This is a genomic window from Methyloversatilis sp. MC4-4, from assembly GCF_049843555.1.
GTDB lineage: Bacteria > Pseudomonadota > Gammaproteobacteria > Burkholderiales > Rhodocyclaceae > Methyloversatilis > Methyloversatilis discipulorum_B.
Genome location: NZ_JBBHZK010000001.1, coordinates 562,091 through 578,939, shown reverse-complemented (window position 1 = coordinate 578,939; position 16,849 = coordinate 562,091). Strand labels below are relative to the sequence as shown.

Genomic DNA, 16,849 nt, shown 5'->3' with positions numbered 1-16,849 from the left:
CCCCGGCCGCTATACTCCCGTCGTCATGACGATTGCGGGAGCACAAATGAAATTCCCCCTCTGGCTGCTGCTTGCAGCCTGCGTGTCCGGCGCGAATGCGGCCGAACCGTCTGCCGCGCGGCGCGAAGGCATCGTGGTCGACCTGAACGCCGAAGCATCCCGCCTCGCACCGAACGATCTCGCGCGCGCCCAGGCCTACATCGAACTGGGCGACACCACGCCCGGACCGCTCGCGAAGAAGGTGAATGCGGCGATGCAGGCCGCCCTCGCCACGACCAAGCCCTACACCAGCGTGAAGGTACGCAGCGGCAACACATCGACCTATCCGGTCTACAGCAAGAACGGCCGCACCATCGAAAGCTGGCGCATGCGCTCGGAACTGCTGCTGGAGTCGAAAGATCAGGCGGCGCTGTCCGAACTGCTGGGCAAGCTGCAGACGCAGCTGGCGGTCGGCCAGCTGACACTGGAGCCGAGCGAGGACACCGCGCGCGAAGCAGAGAACGCTGCCATCGGCGACGCCATCGCCGCCTTCAATGCACGCGCGAAGATCGTTGCCGCGTCGCTCGGCGGCAACTGGCGCGTGCTGCACATGAACGTGAACAACACCTCCGGCATGCCGCCGCCGCGCCCGCTGATGCGCAGCAAGGTGGCGATGGCCGAGGCGGCAATGGCCGACATGCCGGTCGAGGCCGGTGAATCGCGCGTCAGCGTGAACATCAGCGGACAGATCGAGATTGACCGCAAGTAAGCAGGCGCTCACGCTCACCGCAGCGCTGCTGCTGGCGGGCTGCGGCACGCTGCCGGCGCCAGCGCCCGATGCGCCGGCCGCACCACAGCCGCCTGTCGTACAGACACCGCCGACGGCACCGACGACGGCCTTGCAGCTGGCCGACGACGCCCACGCGCAGGACGCGGTGATCTACGCGCTCGGGCTGATCGGCAACCAGTACCGCTTCGGCGGTCGCAACCCGGACAGCGGGCTGGACTGCAGCGGCATGGTGAGCTGGATATTCGAGCAGGTGGCTGGCATCCGCCTGCCGCACAACGCGGCGCAGATCGCCCGCCTGGCGCGCCCGGTCGATCGTGCGTCGCTGCAGCCGGGCGATCTGGTGTTCTTCAACACCAGCGGCAAGCCGCATTCACATATGGGCATCTACGCCGGCGAGGGGCGCTTCATCCACGCGCCGAGCACGCGCGGAAAGTATGTGCGCACCGATGCGCTGGACAGCGGCTGGTTCGCTGCGCGCATCAGCGGGCTGCGCACGCTGCGTCGCGACGTCTGAACATCCGGAAAAACGACGAAATCCGCCTGACGGGGGTCAGGGCTTGCTGCGCGGCACCTGCACGAACACCTCGCCCGGCTTGACCAGGCCCAGTTCGATGCGTGCGCGCTCCTCGACCGCGTCAAAGCCGGTCTTGAGGTCTTTCACATCCGCCTCCAGCGCGACGTTGCGCGCTTCGAGCCGGGTGTTGAGCGCGCGCTGCGCTTCCAGCGCACGCTCGGCTTCCCATGCCTGCAGCCACCCGCCCTTGCCGAGCCAGAGCGGGTACTGCAGCGCGGCGATCAGCGCCACCAGCAACAAGGACGGCCAGTGGCGGACCATGATCGCCGACCTGCCCGCTTACTTGCGCAGGTTGTAGAACGCCGAAGCGCCCGGGTACCACGCGGTATCGCCGAGATCTTCTTCGATGCGCAGCAGCTGGTTGTACTTGGCGATGCGGTCCGAACGGCTCAGCGAACCGGTCTTGATCTGCATCGCGTTCAGGCCGACCGCGATGTCGGCGATGGTGCTGTCCTCGGTTTCGCCCGAGCGGTGCGAAATGACGGCGGTGTAGCTCGCGCGCTTGGCCATCTCGACGGCGGCGAAGGTTTCGGTCAGCGTGCCGATCTGGTTGATCTTGATCAGGATGGAGTTGGCGATGCCGCGGGCAATGCCTTCCTTCAGGATCTTGGTGTTGGTGACGAACAGGTCGTCGCCGACGATCTGCACGCGGCTGCCCAGACGTTCGGTCAGCAGCTTCCAGCCGTCCCAGTCGTTCTCCGCCATGCCGTCCTCGATGCTGACGATGGGGAACTTGTCGGCCAGCGTGGCGAGGTAATCGACCAGCTGGGCCGATTCCATGGTCAGGCCGGCGCCTTCGAGGTGGTACTTGCCGTCCTTGTAGAACTCGGAGGCGGCGCAGTCCAGCGCCAGCACCAGGTCGCGGCCCGGCTCGTAGCCGGCGGCCGAGGCGGCGTCCAGAATCATGTTCAGTGCTTCTTCAGCGCTGCCGACGTTGGGTGCGAAACCGCCTTCGTCACCGACCGTGGTCGGGTAGCCCTTCTTGTCGGTCAGCTTCTTCAGCGCGTGGAACACTTCGGCGCCCATGCGCAGCGCTTCGCGGAAGCTGGTCACGCCGACCGGCATGATCATGCATTCCTGGAAATCCAGGCTGTTGTTGGCGTGCGCGCCGCCGTTGATCACGTTCATCATCGGCACCGGCATCGCCATGCCACCCGAGCCGCCGAAGTAGCGGTACAGCGGCAGGCCGGCCTCTTCGGCAGCCGCCTTGGCCACCGCCATCGACACCGCCAGCGTGGCGTTCGCGCCGAGGCGCGACTTGTTCTCGGTGCCATCGAGCTCGATCAGCGTCTTGTCGATAAAGGCCTGCTCTTCGGCATCCAGACCGATGATGGCTTCCGAAATTTCGGTATTGACGTTCTCGACGGCGGCCAGAACGCCCTTGCCGAGGTAACGGTCCTTGTCACCGTCGCGCAGCTCGATGGCTTCGCGCGAACCGGTCGAGGCGCCGGACGGCACGGCGGCGCGGCCCATGACGCCCGACTCGAGCAGCACGTCCGCTTCAACAGTGGGATTGCCGCGCGAATCCAGTATCTCGCGCGCGACGACATCGACGATTGCACTCATGGTCGCTCCAGGTCCTCAGTAAATTTATTGAATTCGAATTTTGATCGTGTCCCGCGCCATCAGGCGAAGGCGGATTCGAGGAATCCGTGCCTCTTCGTGACGGCGTCGAGGTCGCGCAGCTGGGTCAGCAGCGCTTCCATCATCGGCAGCGGCCACGCATTGGGGCCGTCCGACATCGCCTTCTCGGGATTCGGGTGGCTTTCCATGAACAGGCCGGCGATGCCCACGGCCACCGCAGCACGCGCCAGCACCGGCACGAACTCGCGCTGTCCGCCCGAAGAACTGCCCTGCCCGCCCGGCAGTTGCACCGAGTGCGTCGCGTCGAACACGACCGGGCAGTCGGTGTTGCGCATGATGGCCAGCGACCGCATGTCGGACACGAGGTTGTTGTAGCCGAAGGAGGCACCGCGCTCGCACACCATGATGGTGTCCGCGCCGCCGTTCGCTTCCTTCGCCTTGTCGACCACGTTCTTCATGTCGCCCGGCGCCATGAACTGGCCCTTCTTGATGTTCACCGGCTTGCCGGTAGCGGCACAGGCGTGGATGAAGTCGGTCTGGCGGCACAGGAAGGCCGGCGTCTGCAGCACATCGACGTACTGCGCGACGATGGGCGCCTCTTCCGCGGTGTGCACGTCGGTCAGCACCGGCACATTCAGCTCGCGCTTCACGTCGGCCAGGATTTCCAGGCCCTTTTCCATGCCCGGGCCGCGATAGCTCTTGCCCGAGCTGCGGTTGGCCTTGTCGAAGGACGACTTGTAGATGAAGGGAATGCCCAGTCGGGCGGTGATTTCCTTCAGCTTGCCTGCCGTGTCGAAGGCCATTTCGCGCGACTCGATCACGCAGGGGCCGGCGATCAGGAAGAAGGGCTGGTCGAGGCCGACGTCGAATCCGCACAGTTTCATGGCGATCTCCTTAGCCCGTCACCTTGCGCACGGACCGCTTGACCGCACCGCGAGCGTCCTGGCGGGCGATGGCCGCGCGGGCGAAGGCGGAGAACAGCGGATGGCCGGCGCGCGGCGTCGAGGTGAATTCGGGGTGGAACTGGCAGGCGACGAACCACGGGTGGTCCGGCAGTTCGATCATTTCGCACAGCGGGTCGGTCGCATCCTGCGAACGGCCGGACACGCGCAGACCCACCTTTTCGAGTTGGGCGAGGTACTGGTTATTGACCTCGTAGCGGTGACGATGACGCTCGACGATGGTCGCGGCGCCGTAGATGTCGCGCGCCAGGCTGCCTTCGGCGAGGTTGCAGTTCTGGCCGCCCAGACGCATCGTGCCGCCGATGTCCGACGACTCATCGCGGCGTTCGAGCTTGCCCTCGGCGCTCATCCACTCGGTAATCAGACCGATCACCGGGTGCGGCGCGTTGCGCTCGAATTCGGTGCTGTGCGCACCGGTCAGGCCGGCCACATTGCGGGCGTACTCGACCACTGCCAGCTGCATGCCGAGGCAGATTCCCAGGTAGGGCACGCCGTTCTCGCGTGCGTAGCGGATGGCGGCGATCTTCCCCTCGACACCACGGCGACCGAAGCCGCCGGGCACCAGGATGGCGTCCATCGGGTCGAGCAGCGCGCGGCCGCCGTCGCTGGCGCGCTCGATCGCTTCCGAATCGATGTAGTGGATGTTGATGCGCGAGCGGGTGTGGATGCCGGCATGCACCAGTGCTTCCGACAGCGACTTGTAGGACTCGGTCAGGTCGACGTACTTGCCGACGAAGGCGATGTCCACGTCGCGCTCGGGATGCTCCAGCGCGTCGATCAGGCGAGTCCAGGCACTGAGGTCAGCCGCGCGGGCGAGGATGTTCAGCTTGTGACAGACGATCTCGTCCAGCATCTGGTTGTGCAGCATGGCCGGGATCTTGTAGATGCTGTCGGCGTCGGTGACCGAAATGACCGCTTCCGGCAGCACATTGGTGAACAGCGCGATCTTGCGCCGTTCGTCGTCGGGTACGACGCGGTCGGAGCGGCACAGCAGGATGTCCGGCTGGATGCCGATCTCGCGCAGTTCCTTGACCGAATGCTGGGTCGGCTTGGTCTTCAGTTCGCCGGCGGTGGCGATGTAGGGCACCAGCGTCAGGTGCATGAAGCAGGTGTTGCCACGGCCCTCTTCGATGCCCATCTGGCGGATCGCTTCGAGGAAGGGCAGCGATTCGATGTCGCCCACCGTACCGCCGACCTCGACGATGGCTACGTCGGCGCCTTCGGCGCCACGCTTCACATAGGCCTTGATCTCGTCGGTGATGTGCGGGATCACCTGCACCGTCTTGCCCAGATACTCGCCACGGCGCTCCTTCTTGATCACCGACTCGTAGATCTGGCCGGTGGTGAAGTTGTTGCGCTTGCCCATCTTGGCGCTGGTGAAGCGCTCGTAATGGCCGAGGTCGAGATCGGTTTCCGCCCCGTCTTCGGTGACGAAGACCTCACCATGCTGAAACGGGCTCATCGTGCCCGGATCGACGTTGATGTAGGGGTCGAGCTTGAGGTGGGTGACACGGATGGAGCGCGATTCGAGAATCGCGCCCAGCGAGGCGGCTGCAATGCCCTTGCCGAGCGAGGACACCACGCCACCGGTGACGAATACGTACTTGGTCATGTATTGCGCTGCAGCGGGAAATGCGCAGTTTACCGGAAAAGCGGCGGCCCTTGAACACCGCGGCGCGCTGACCAGGGCAGTTGCCGGCGACACTGCGCCTTCATTTCTGCCCTTCCCGCTCCCCGTGCAACGCTCAGCGACGCATCAATCCGCTTCGTCTATCCAGGCCAGCTGGATGGCTTCCAGAATCTTTTCGCCGCAGCGGCTCTGTTCGTCGTCGAAACCGGGCAGCGCCATGACCCACTCCATCAGGTCGGTGAAGCGCACGTACTGCGGATCGACATCGGGCCGGGCCTCGGACAGCGCAATCGCGATCTCGCGTGAATCGGTCCATTTCATCGCTGTTACCTCTTTCCTTCGCTGACCATATTGATGGTGTATTTCGGAATCTCGACCACCAGCGGCGTACCGGCCACCTCGGCCTGACAGGACAGGCGCGAGTTCGGCTCCAGGCCCCAGGCCTTGTCGAGCAGATCCTCCTCCAGTTCCTCGGCGGCCTCGAGGCTGCCGAAGCCCTCGCGCACGATGACGTGACAGGTGGTGCAGGCGCAGGACTTCTCGCAGGCGTGCTCGATCTCGACGCCGTTGGCGAGCAATGCGTCGCAGATGGTGGTGCCGGGGGCGGCTTCGATCACTGCGCCTTCGGGGCACAGTTCGACATGGGGCAGTACGACGATCTGGGTCATGCGGGTCTCGGAACTCGGTTTCTTACAGTGATTCGACGCTGCGACCGGCCAGCGCGCGCTGGATGCTGCGGTTCATGCGGCGGGCGGCAAACTCGTCGGTGCTGCGGCCGAGCGCGTCGATCGCCTTCTTGATGGCGGGGGTGTCTTCGCCAGCGGCAGCTTTGGCCAGGTCGACCAGCACTGCGTCGATCGCGGCGCGTTCCGCCGGGTCGAGCAGATCGCCGTCGGCGGCCAGCGCAGCGCGCGTCGCCTCGCCCAGGCGCTGCGCCTCGACCCGCTGTTCGGCCAGAGCGCGCGCACTCATGTCCTCCTGCGCGTGCTCGAAGCCCTCGCGCAGCATGCGCGTGACTTCGTCATCGCCCAGGCCATAGCTCGGCTTGACTTCGATGCGCGCCTCGATGCCGGTCCCCATCTCGCGCGCCGAAACGCTGAGCAATCCGTCGGCGTCGACCTGGAAACTGACGCGGATGCGCGCCGCACCCGCCACCATGGGCGGAATGCCACGCAGTTCAAAACGCGCCAGCGAACGGCAGTCGGACACGCGTTCTCGTTCGCCCTGTACGACGTGGATGGCCATCGCTGTCTGGCCGTCCTTGAAGGTGGTGAACTCCTGCGCGCGCGCGGTCGGAATCGTCGAGTTGCGCGGAATGATCTTCTCGACCAACCCGCCCATCGTCTCCAGCCCGAGCGACAGCGGAATCACGTCGAGCAGCAGCCAGTCCTCGTCGGCGCTGCGGTTGCCGGCGAGCACATTGGCCTGGATGGCAGCGCCGATGGCGACCACCTTGTCCGGGTCGAGGTTGGTCAGCGGCTCCTGGCCGAAGAACTCACCCACCGCGCGCTGCACGTGCGGCATGCGGGTGGCGCCGCCGACCATCACGACGCCCTTGACCTCTTCCGGCGACAGACCGGCGTCACGCAATGCCTTGCGGGTCGGCGCCAGCGTCTTCTCCACCAGTTTCTTCGTCATGTCGGCGAAGGCGTCACGCGTCAGCGTGACATCGATCTCCTCGCCACCGGACAGCTTGAGTCCGATATGCACGGCGTCCTGCGCGGAGAGCACTTCCTTGGCGCGACGCGCTTCCATGTATAGCGTGCGCATGTCCTCCAGCCCGGGCGGGCCGATGCGCGAAGCCTCGATCAGCCAACAATAGACGCGATGGTCGAAATCGTCGCCGCCGAGCGCGGCATCACCGCTGGTCGCCAGCACTTCGAACACACCGCGCGACAGCTTGAGGATGGAAATGTCGAAGGTGCCACCGCCGAGGTCATAGACCGCGTAGATACCCTCCGAGGCATTGTCGAGACCGTAGGCGATGGCGGCCGCGGTCGGCTCGTTCAGCAGGCGCAGCACTTCCAGGCCGGCCACACGTGCGGCGTCCTTGGTGGCCTGCCGCTGCGCATCGTCGAAATAGGCAGGTACGGTGATGACGGCGCCGGTCAGCGGACCGCCCAGACTGGCTTCGGCGCGCTCGCGCAGCGTACGCAGGATGTCGGCCGACACCTCGACCGGGCTTTTCGCGCCCTGCGCGGTACGCAGGCGCACCATGCCCGGCGCGTCCTCGAACACATAGGGCATCGATTCGACGTGCGCCACGTCGGCCAGACCGCGTCCCATGAAGCGCTTGACGGAAGCGATGGTATTGCGCGGGTCCTGCGCCTGCGCCGCCTGCGCGGCGTGGCCGACGACGGTGCGACCGTCGGCGAAATAGCGCACGACCGATGGCAGCAGCGCGCGGCCCTTGTCGTCGTTCAGCACCACCGGCACGCTGTTGCGCACGGTGGCGACCAGTGAATTCGTGGTGCCCAGGTCTATGCCCACAGCCAGCCGGTGCTGGTGCGGCGCGGTGGATTCGCCGGGTTCGGCGATCTGCAGCAGGGCCATCAGTTTTCCAGTGTTTCGTGTGCCTCGGCGATGTCCTCGCCGAGCTTCGCGATGAACATCATGCGACGCACGGTGGCCGCGGCAGCCGCGTTGTCGTGCTCGACATCAAGCTGGCGGGCCAGCAACGCCTCCGCGTCGCGGCGCGCTTGCCGCAGATTGCGCGCCAGCGCGTCCAGCGCATCGACGTCGCGTGCGTCGCGCGCCTCGTCCAGCGCCTCGCGCCATTCCATCTGCTGCATCAGGAAGTCGGCCGGCATCGCGGTGTTGTTTTCCGCGCCGACGTCAATGCCTTCCAGTTCCAGCAGATAGCGCGCACGCGACAGCGGCGCGCGCAGCAGGCGGTAGCCTTCATTGATGCGTGTGGCCCACTGCATCGACAGCCGCCGTTCCTGCTCGGCGCGATGCGCGTGGCGGTCAGGGTGCGCCGCCGACTGCAGCTCGTGATAACGCGATTCGAGCGCGCGTTCGTCGATCTCGAAGCGGCGCGGCAGACCGAACAGCGCGAAGTGATCGCTGCTGAGCAGGTCGGCTTCGGGCAGCAGGCCGGCGGACTCAGACATTGAAGCTTTCGCCGCAGCCGCACTCGTCCTTGACGTTGGGGTTGTTGAACTTGAACCCCTCGTTCAGGCCTTCGCGCACGAAGTCCAGTTCGGTCCCTTCGAGGTAGGGCAGGCTTTTCGGGTCGATCAGCACCTTGACGCCATGGCTCTCGAACACCAGATCGTCCGCCGCGAGATCGTCCGCGAATTCAAGCTTGTAAGCCATGCCGGAACACCCGCTGGTGCGCACGCCCAGGCGCAGGCCGACGCCGCGACCGCGCTTGGCGATGTAGTTGGCGACGTGTTTCGCCGCCTTTTCGCTCAGTGTGACACCCATGTCGTGCTCCTTCAGGCTGCGTCGGACTCCGGCGCCGCTGCGCCGTGCTTCTTGCGGTAATCCTCGACCGCCGCCTTGATCGCGTCTTCGGCGAGGATGGAGCAGTGGATCTTCACCGGCGGCAGTGCCAGCTCCTCGGCGATGGCGGTGTTCTTGATCTCCATTGCCTGATCGAGCGTCTTGCCCTTGACCCATTCGGTCACCAGCGAACTCGACGCGATGGCCGAGCCGCAGCCGTAGGTCTTGAACTTGGCGTCCTCGATGATGCCGTCCGCACCCACCTTGATCTGCAGCTTCATTACGTCGCCGCAGGCCGGCGCGCCGACCATGCCAGTACCGACGTCATCGTCCTCCTTGCCGAAGGAGCCGACGTTGCGGGGGTTTTCGTAGTGATCGAGCAGTTTGTCGCTGTAGGCCATGTCTTTCTCCTTGTCTTCCTGTCTTTCCCCGATGCGCCCGGTGGCACATCGTCAGTGGTCTGTGCTCAGTGATGAGCCCACTGCACGGTATTCAGATCCACACCTTCCTGCACCATTTCCCACAGCGGCGACAGTTCGCGCAGCTTGCCGATCTTGCGGTGGAGCAGATCGATGGTGAAGTCGACTTCCTCTTCGGTGGTGAAGCGGCCGATCGAGAAGCGGATCGAGCTGTGCGCCAGTTCGTCTTCGCGACCGAGGGCACGCAGCACGTAGGACGGCTCCAGGCTGGCCGAGGTACAGGCCGAACCGGAGGACACCGCCACTTCCTTGATCGCCATGATCAGCGACTCACCCTCGACGTAGGCAAAGCTGATGTTGAGGTTGTGCGGGACGCGCGCTTCCAGGTCGCCATTCACATAGGTCGCCTCGATGTCCTGCAGGCCCTTGAGCAGACGGTCGCGCAGCATGCGGACGCGCTCGTTCTCGGTGCCCATTTCCTCGCGCGCGATGCGGAAGGCTTCGCCCATGCCGACAATCTGGTGCGTCGCCAGCGTGCCCGAACGCAGGCCGCGCTCGTGACCACCGCCGTGCATCTGCGCTTCCAGACGGATGCGCGGCTTGCGGCGCACGTACAGCGCGCCAATGCCCTTCGGGCCGTAGGTCTTGTGTGCCGAGAAGCTCATCAGGTCGACCTTCAGCTTGTCGAGGTCGATCGCCACCTTGCCGGTCGCCTGCGCGGCGTCGACGTGGAAGATGATGCCCTTCTCGCGGCAGATCTCGCCGATCTCGGCGATCGGCTGGATGACGCCGATCTCGTTGTTCACGAACATGATGGACACCAGCACGGTGTCCGGGCGCAGGGCGGCGCGGAACACGTCCAGATCGACCAGGCCGTCGTCCTTCGGGTCGAGGTAGGTCGCCTCGAAGCCTTCGCGTTCAAGCTCGCGGAAGGTATCGAGCACCGCCTTGTGTTCGGTGCGCATCGTGATGATGTGCTTGCCCTTGCCCGAGTAGAAATGCGCCGCGCCCTTGATGGCGAGGTTGTTCGATTCGGTCGCGCCCGAAGTCCAGACGATTTCCTTGGGGTCGGCATTGACCAGCTTGGCCACCTGTTCGCGCGCCTCCTCGACCGCGGCTTCCGCCTCCCAACCGTAGGCGTGGCTGCGCGAGGCCGGGTTGCCGAAGTGCTCGGTCAGCCAGGGAATCATCTTGGCCGCCACGCGCGGATCCACAGGCGTGGTCGCCGAGTAGTCGAGGTAGATCGGGAATTTCAGCATGTCATCGGCTCCATCAGGTCCTTGTTTACTTCATCACGCCGCAGCCATCGCCCGCAGACCACGGAGCTCGTCCGCGACCCGCACCAGCGCGCTGCAAAAATCATCCACGTCCTGCATCGTCGTCGCCGCACCGACGCTCACCCGCACCGCGCCGCGTGCCAGTTCCGCCTCGACGCCCATCGCTGTCAGCGTGCGCGACGGTTCGGGCGAGGCGCTGGAACAGGCCGCCCCGCTGGCCACTGCAAAACCCGCGCGGTCGAGCTTGCCGACCAGGGTTTCGCCATCGATGCCAGTCAGCGCGAAATAGCAGGTGTTGGGCAGGCGTTTCGCCTGCGCCCCGAACACGACGCCACCGAGCGCCGCCACGCAGCTTTCGATGCGCGCGCGTTGCGCCTGCATCGCCTCGCGCCGGGCGCCGAGTGCAGCAACCGCCTGCTCGCAGGCCACGCCAAAACCGACGATGGCCGCAATGTTTTCGGTGCCCGAGCGCAGACCGCGCTCGTGGCCACCACCGGCAATCAGCGGTTCGATATCGACCCGCTTGTCCAGCACCAGCGCCCCTGCACCCTGCGGGCCGCCGATCTTGTGCGCCGACAGCGTCATCGCCGCCACGCCGAGCGCACGGAAATCCAGTTCGATCTTGCCCAGCGCCTGCACCGCGTCGCTATGCAGCCAGGCGCCACTGCGCTTGGCCGCGGCTGCGAAGGCAGGAATGTCCTGCAGCACGCCGGTTTCGTTGTTGGCCGCCATCACCGACACCAGGGCGGCACGCGGGTCGAGCGTATCGACCAGTACCCTGCCCTGCACGTCGGCCGCGATGCCGACCAGTTCCCAGCCGCCGCGCACGAGCTGGCGCGCCGGTTCACGCACGCACGGGTGCTCGATCGCCGACACCGCGATCACGCCCGGTTTCATGCGGGCCGCAGCGCCCTTGATGAACAGGTTGTTCGCTTCCGAACCACCGCTGGTGAACACCACCTCGGTCGGGTGCGCCTTCACGGCGGCCGCCACCTGCGCCCGTGCGTCGTCAATCGCGCGGCGGGCGGCGCGACCGTACTCGTGGCGGCTCGACGCATTGCCGAAACGCACGCCCAGCCAGGGCAGCATCGCCTCGCGCACCGCGTCGAGCAGCGGCGTGCTGGCGTTGTGGTCGAGGTAGACCGGCGCAAACATGATCAGGCCTGCACGCTCGCCGGCTCGGTCGAACAGGCACGCGGCGCGTGGTCGTGCAGCACCACCTTGTGACTGTTGCGCTCGCGCTGCTGCACCATCAGATCGTGCAGATTGATCGAGTCGAGGTAATCGAACATGTGACGACTGAGGTTGGACCACAGGTCGTGCGTCATGCAGCGGTGTTCGTCCAGACAGTTTTCCTTGCCACCGCACTGGGTCGCGTCGAGCGGCTCATCCACCGCGATGATGATCTGCGCCACCGAAATCGTGCGCGCGTCGCGCGCCAGACAGTAGCCGCCGCCCGGGCCACGTACGCTGGCCACCAACTCCTGGCGGCGCAGCTTGCCGAACAGCTGTTCGAGATAGGACAGGCTGATGCGCTGGCGTTCGGCCACGCCGGACAGCGTGACCGGACCGTTTTCCTGCCGCAGGGCGAGGTCGAGCATCGCAGTGACTGCGAAGCGTCCTTTGGTGGTCAGTCTCATCGCGTGGGCTCCTGAAATCAGCCGGGACATCGGCGAACCGGAGGAGGCCGGTTCAATTCCCGATCATTTCAGTCGACTTTATAATTCCCGACAAGTTCAGTCAACAATTCGTACGGATCTTGTCCAGATCGACGTGCGAGTGGTCGGCCATTTCTTCCTTCGCCTCGTCGTCGAGCTGTATGCCGGCGCGCTCCAGCTTCTGCAGCAGGCACTCGATGCGGCGGTCGCTTTCCAGCGCATGGTCGACCAGCGCGGTGAGCGCCTTGGCCATCGGATCTTCCATGTCACGGGTGACGCCATAGGCGGTGAAGCCGGCCTGTTCGGCACGCCGCTTCTTCTCGTCCTCGACCCCCGGTGCCGTCGCCTCGATGATCCGCGCCGGGTTCCCTACCGCGGTGGCGCCGGCCGGCACCGGTTTCACCACCACTGCGCAGGAACCGATCTTGGCGCCGTCACCGACCTCGAAACCGCCCAGCACCTGGGCACCGGCACCGATGACGACTCCCCGGCCCAGCGTCGGATGGCGCTTCGCACCGCGGTACAGCGAAGTTCCGCCCAGCGTAACCCCTTGATAGATCGTGCATTCGTCGCCCACCACGGCCGTCTCGCCGATCACCACTCCCATACCGTGATCGATGAAGACGCGACGACCCATGGTCGCGCCGGGGTGAATCTCGATGCCGGTCAGCACGCGGCCGATGTGCGACAGGAAGCGGCCGAGCCACAGAAAGCCGCGGCGCCAGCAGGCGTTGGCCATGCGATGGATGAACAGCGCGTGGATGCCCGGATAGCAGGTCAGCACTTCGAAGGCGGAGCGGGCGGCCGGGTCACGGTCGAGCACGCTGGCAACGTCTTCGCGCAGGCGTTGGAACATCGTCTTTCCTTGTGGGAAGCGCCGGCAGCGCTGCCGGACGGTTGAAACCCGAGAATTTTAGTCGGTTTTTGTGCACCTGCGAAGTTCGCTACCGCTCGGGCGCCCGCGGCTTCTTGCCGCCGATGGCCTTGAGGGCGCCCATCAGCAGATGCAGCTCCTCCGCCTCGACCTGAGCCCGGCCGAACAGACGACGCAGGCGCGGCAATGCGCGGCCCGGATTCACCCGGTCGAGGAAACCCGATTCGAGCATCAGCTGCTCGAACAGCGCGTACAGGCTTTCCAGCCCCTCGTGCGGCGCAAGCGCCGGCGGCACCTCGGCCGGCAGCACGGCGCCACCGACCGCCATGCGCAGTTCGTGGCACATGATCTGGGCGGCGGCCGCGACATTCAGTGAACGGTAGGTTTCGCTGGTCGAAATGGTGACCGGCAGCGAACACATCGCCACCTCCTCGTTGGTGAGGCCCGAACTTTCGGTGCCGAACACCAGCGCCACCTCCGCATCACTGCCCGCCAGCAGCGTGGCCAATTCGGTCGCGGCCGAGTGCACGTCGCGCACCGGCAGCGCCATTTCGCGCCGACGCGCGGTCAGCGCCGCCTGAGCGACGGTTCCGGCCAGCGCCGCCTCGATGCTGTCGACGACCACGGCGTTATCGAGCACGTCGGTCGCGCCCGAACTCATCGCCATCGCGTCCTCGTGCGGGAAGTACTTCGGATTGACCAGATAGAGGCGGGACAGGCCCATCACCTTCATCGCCCGCGCACAGGCGCCGATATTGCCCGGATGGGTGGTGTGCGACATGACCACGCGCACGCGGTCGAGAGAAGCGAACGGGTTCAACCTGAAAACCTCAGTTGATTGACGACGTGAGCATGGTTGGCGGGGTGTGCGGCAAGGCGCGAGGACGCGGCAGGATGGCTCCCTGCAAGGGCGCGCAACGCAGCCGGGCGCCCCGCCAGCCGTGTCCGCGACGTCGAAGCGGTCTCGGCCCATGTGCAAGGGGCAGGCAAATGACAAAAGTTACGGAGAAGAAGGCCTCCGCCTCGCACGGATGCCAAGCGGTCAACTGAGGCTTTCAGGTTCATATTAGAATGCAGGGTTTTCCTGCCGAGATGCGGGCCACAAGGTCCGCGTACAGAGACATTCATGCATCCGACGCTCACCACCGCCGTCAAGGCCGCCCGCCGCGCGGGTCAGATCATCACCCGGGCCAGCCAGGATGTGGACCTGCTGAAGGTCAGCAGCAAACGCCAGAACGATTTCGTGACCGAGGTCGACCGTGCCGCCGAAGACGCCATCGTCGGCATCCTGCGCGAGGCCTATCCGGACCACGCCATTCTAGCCGAGGAGAGCGGCGAGTCCGGCCCCGAGTCGGAGTACCGCTGGATCATCGACCCGCTGGACGGCACCACCAACTTCATCCACGGCATGCCGCAGTATGCGGTGTCGATCGCGCTCGAACACCGCGGCCAGATGCAGTCGGCCGTCGTGTTCGATCCGGTGCGCAATGAAATGTTCACCGCCAGCCGTGGCCGCGGCGCCTTCCTGAACGACCGCCGCATCCGCGTGTCGCGCCGCGCCAAGCTGGGCGAGGCCTTGCTGGGTACCGGCTTCCCCTATCGCGTGTGGGACCACGTCGATGCCTATCTGGGCATGTTCAAGTCGCTGATGGAAAAGACCTCCGGCCTGCGCCGCCCGGGCGCTGCAGCGCTCGATCTGGCCTACGTCGCCTGCGGTCGCTTCGACGGCTTCTTCGAGATCGGTCTGTCGCCGTGGGACATCGCCGGCGGCAGCCTGCTGGTCAGCGAAGCCGGCGGCCTGGTCGGCAATCTGCAGGGTGAGACCGGCTATATGGAAAGCGGCAATCTGGTCGCCGCCACGCCGCGCATCTACCCGGCCATCCTGCAGGCCATCGAACCGCACCTGACCGAGGCCCTGCGCGGCTGAAAGACGGCCGGCCCGGCGGGCCGGCCGGACAGGTCCGTCAGCAGCGGAAGCGGGACACGACGCTGTTGAGGTCGCCCGCCACGCGGGTCAGCTCTTCCGTCGCGGTGGCGGTGGCGTGCATGCCCTGGCTGGTCGCCTCGACCATCTGCGCCACCTGCTCGATCTGGCCGGCCAGACTGTTGCTGGCGATGCCCTGTTCGCGCGTCGAGTTGGCCACCTCGGCCACCAGTTCGCGGGCACGGGTCGCGCCCTCGGCGATCCGGCGCAGCATGTCGGCCGACTGTTCAGCCGAGTTCACGCTGTTGCGCGCCCGCTCGGAAGCCGCATCCATCGCGCTGACCGCCGCTTCGCTTTCCCCACGGATCGCACTGACCGTCTGACCGATCTGCAGCGTCGCCTGCGTCGTGCGCTCGGCCAGCTTGCGCACTTCGTCGGCCACCACCGCGAAGCCCCTGCCCTGTTCGCCAGCGCGCGCCGCCTCGATGGCGGCGTTCAGCGCCAGCAGATTGGTCTGCGCGGCAATGTCGTTGATCGCCGTCGCGATGCCGCCTACCTCGTTGGCGCGTGCGCTCAGCGACGCGATGCGCTCGCTCGCCTGCACCACTGCGTCGGCCAGCGAGCGCATTTCCTCGGCCGCTTCATGTACTTGCCGTTCGCCGGCCACCGCCATTTCCGACGACTCGACCGACTGCCTTTCGGTCTCGCCGGCATTTTCCGAGATGTGGGTGATGCTCACCGTCAGCTCTTCCATCGCGGCCGCCATGGTTTGCGTGGAGTCGGTCTGCTGCTGGGCCGATCCGGCCACCTGGCGTGAGGTGGCGCTGATGTCCGCGGTAGCGGCGCCGACCTTCTGCGCGCCGGCGCTGATCTCCGACACGGTCGTGCGCAGCCGCGAAATCAGCGTATCCAGTTCCGCCAGTACGCTGCCCGCCGGCGCGCTGCCAACCCCGGCCCGCAAATCGCCCTCGACCACCTTCTTCATCGCCTCGACGGCCACCGCCGGCTCGCCGCCGACCTGGCGCATGACCGAGCGACCGATCGCGATCACCAGTGTCAGCACCACGCCTGCCAGCAGGACAACGATGCCCAGATTGATCGCCAGATCCTTGCGGAAGGCGGCTTCCACGTCATCGACGTAAAGCCCGGTGCCGACCACCCACTGCCAGTCCGGCACCGGCGCCACGTAGGCGACCTTGCGCACGGCCTCGGTCTCGTTCGGACGCGGGAAGTGGTAATCGACGAAGCCGCCGCCAGCCTGGCCGGCCTTCACGATTTCGGCCACGAAAGGCTTGCCGAGCTTGTCCCGCTCGTCGATGAAGGGCTTACCCTCGCGCTGAGGCTGTGTCGGGTGCAGCACGTTCACGCCGTCCGTGCTGTAGATGTAGAAGTACTCGCGTTGCTGGAAGCGCACGTTGCGCAGCGCCTCGCGCGCCTGCGCCTGAGCCTGCTCGCGCGTCAGCTTGCCGTCCTTCGCCAGCTGCTCGTAATGGCCGATCTGTGTGCGCGTCGATTCGACCAGCGCGCGCAACAGTTGCATGCGCTGCTCGTGCGCTGCGCTGCGCATCTCGAAGGCGCCGATGACGCCGATCATGAGCATACCGGCCAGTGCGGCCACGCCCACCGCCAGCATCTTGCTTCGCAAAGTCCAGTTGGCGAACATGACGACTCCGTAAGTAATTGAAATCAGTCATCTATATCGGCGGGAAATATTCCCAACTTTAATACCGC

At 65.9% G+C, this 16,849-nt stretch carries 19 protein-coding genes; 3 read left to right on the top strand and 16 right to left on the bottom strand.

The window, feature by feature from the left end; all coding sequences use genetic code 11:
• Window positions 1-46: 46 nt before the first annotated feature.
• Complete coding sequence (locus WDZ97_RS02690; protein WP_425761715.1) at window positions 47-748, top strand: SIMPL domain-containing protein; 702 nt, start codon at window positions 47-49, stop codon at window positions 746-748.
• Complete coding sequence (locus tag WDZ97_RS02685) at window positions 735-1,283, top strand: C40 family peptidase (protein ID WP_425761714.1); 549 nt, start codon at window positions 735-737, stop codon at window positions 1,281-1,283. The genes WDZ97_RS02690 and WDZ97_RS02685 overlap by 14 nt, the downstream gene beginning before the upstream one ends.
• A gap of 36 nt (window positions 1,284-1,319) precedes the next feature.
• On the opposite strand, the gene ftsB is transcribed toward WDZ97_RS02685, so the two are convergent.
• From ftsB to WDZ97_RS02610, 15 genes are all read right to left on the bottom strand, one after another.
• A complete protein-coding gene (gene ftsB / locus WDZ97_RS02680) occupies window positions 1,320-1,604 on the bottom strand; it encodes a cell division protein FtsB (protein ID WP_304004976.1) in 285 nt (94 codons plus the stop codon).
• 18 nt (window positions 1,605-1,622) lie between these two features.
• Window positions 1,623-2,909, bottom strand: a complete 1,287-nt coding sequence (gene eno, locus WDZ97_RS02675; RefSeq protein WP_425761713.1) for a phosphopyruvate hydratase — start codon at window positions 2,907-2,909, stop codon at window positions 1,623-1,625.
• 59 nt (window positions 2,910-2,968) lie between these two features.
• Window positions 2,969-3,811, bottom strand: a complete 843-nt coding sequence (gene kdsA / locus WDZ97_RS02670) for a 3-deoxy-8-phosphooctulonate synthase (protein WP_304004972.1) — start codon at window positions 3,809-3,811, stop codon at window positions 2,969-2,971.
• 10 nt (window positions 3,812-3,821) lie between these two features.
• On the bottom strand, window positions 3,822-5,501 hold the full coding sequence (locus WDZ97_RS02665; RefSeq protein WP_020165116.1) for a CTP synthase: 1,680 nt from the start codon (window positions 5,499-5,501) through the stop codon (window positions 3,822-3,824).
• Window positions 5,502-5,645: 144 nt separating this feature from the next.
• The gene (gene iscX / locus WDZ97_RS02660) at window positions 5,646-5,840 is read right to left on the bottom strand and encodes a Fe-S cluster assembly protein IscX (RefSeq protein ID WP_425761712.1); all 195 of its coding nucleotides are present in this window, start codon (window positions 5,838-5,840) and stop codon (window positions 5,646-5,648) included.
• Between the two features lie 5 nt (window positions 5,841-5,845).
• The gene (fdx, locus tag WDZ97_RS02655; protein ID WP_304004963.1) at window positions 5,846-6,187 is read right to left on the bottom strand and encodes an ISC system 2Fe-2S type ferredoxin; all 342 of its coding nucleotides are present in this window, start codon (window positions 6,185-6,187) and stop codon (window positions 5,846-5,848) included.
• Between the two features lie 22 nt (window positions 6,188-6,209).
• A complete protein-coding gene (gene hscA / locus WDZ97_RS02650) occupies window positions 6,210-8,072 on the bottom strand; it encodes a Fe-S protein assembly chaperone HscA (RefSeq protein WP_425761711.1) in 1,863 nt (620 codons plus the stop codon).
• Complete coding sequence (hscB, locus tag WDZ97_RS02645; protein ID WP_425761710.1) at window positions 8,072-8,632, bottom strand: Fe-S protein assembly co-chaperone HscB; 561 nt, start codon at window positions 8,630-8,632, stop codon at window positions 8,072-8,074. The genes hscA and hscB overlap by 1 nt, the downstream gene beginning before the upstream one ends.
• Complete coding sequence (gene iscA, locus WDZ97_RS02640) at window positions 8,625-8,948, bottom strand: iron-sulfur cluster assembly protein IscA (RefSeq protein WP_019917724.1); 324 nt, start codon at window positions 8,946-8,948, stop codon at window positions 8,625-8,627. Before iscA ends, hscB begins: the two co-directional genes overlap by 8 nt.
• A gap of 11 nt (window positions 8,949-8,959) precedes the next feature.
• On the bottom strand, window positions 8,960-9,367 hold the full coding sequence (iscU, locus tag WDZ97_RS02635; RefSeq protein WP_304004952.1) for a Fe-S cluster assembly scaffold IscU: 408 nt from the start codon (window positions 9,365-9,367) through the stop codon (window positions 8,960-8,962).
• Between the two features lie 65 nt (window positions 9,368-9,432).
• Window positions 9,433-10,644: an IscS subfamily cysteine desulfurase gene (locus tag WDZ97_RS02630; RefSeq protein WP_304004949.1), complete on the bottom strand. Its 1,212-nt coding sequence runs from the start codon at window positions 10,642-10,644 to the stop codon at window positions 9,433-9,435.
• 33 nt (window positions 10,645-10,677) lie between these two features.
• Entirely contained in the window at window positions 10,678-11,817 is a 1,140-nt protein-coding gene (locus tag WDZ97_RS02625) for a cysteine desulfurase family protein (protein WP_425761709.1), read from the bottom strand.
• 2 nt (window positions 11,818-11,819) lie between these two features.
• Window positions 11,820-12,302 carry a Fe-S cluster assembly transcriptional regulator IscR gene (gene iscR, locus WDZ97_RS02620; RefSeq protein ID WP_304004944.1) on the bottom strand — a complete coding sequence of 161 codons (483 nt, stop codon included), beginning with the start codon at window positions 12,300-12,302 and terminating at the stop codon, window positions 11,820-11,822.
• Between the two features lie 100 nt (window positions 12,303-12,402).
• The gene (gene cysE / locus WDZ97_RS02615; protein WP_304004940.1) at window positions 12,403-13,176 is read right to left on the bottom strand and encodes a serine O-acetyltransferase; all 774 of its coding nucleotides are present in this window, start codon (window positions 13,174-13,176) and stop codon (window positions 12,403-12,405) included.
• Between the two features lie 88 nt (window positions 13,177-13,264).
• A complete protein-coding gene (locus WDZ97_RS02610; protein ID WP_425761708.1) occupies window positions 13,265-14,014 on the bottom strand; it encodes an RNA methyltransferase in 750 nt (249 codons plus the stop codon).
• A gap of 306 nt (window positions 14,015-14,320) precedes the next feature.
• On the opposite strand from WDZ97_RS02610, the gene WDZ97_RS02605 reads away from it, so the two are divergent.
• Window positions 14,321-15,121, top strand: coding sequence for an inositol monophosphatase family protein (locus WDZ97_RS02605; protein ID WP_304004934.1), 801 nt, complete (start codon window positions 14,321-14,323; stop codon window positions 15,119-15,121).
• Between the two features lie 37 nt (window positions 15,122-15,158).
• On the opposite strand, the gene WDZ97_RS02600 is transcribed toward WDZ97_RS02605, so the two are convergent.
• Entirely contained in the window at window positions 15,159-16,781 is a 1,623-nt protein-coding gene (locus WDZ97_RS02600; protein ID WP_425761707.1) for a methyl-accepting chemotaxis protein, read from the bottom strand.
• Between the last annotated feature and the right edge of the window lie 68 nt (window positions 16,782-16,849).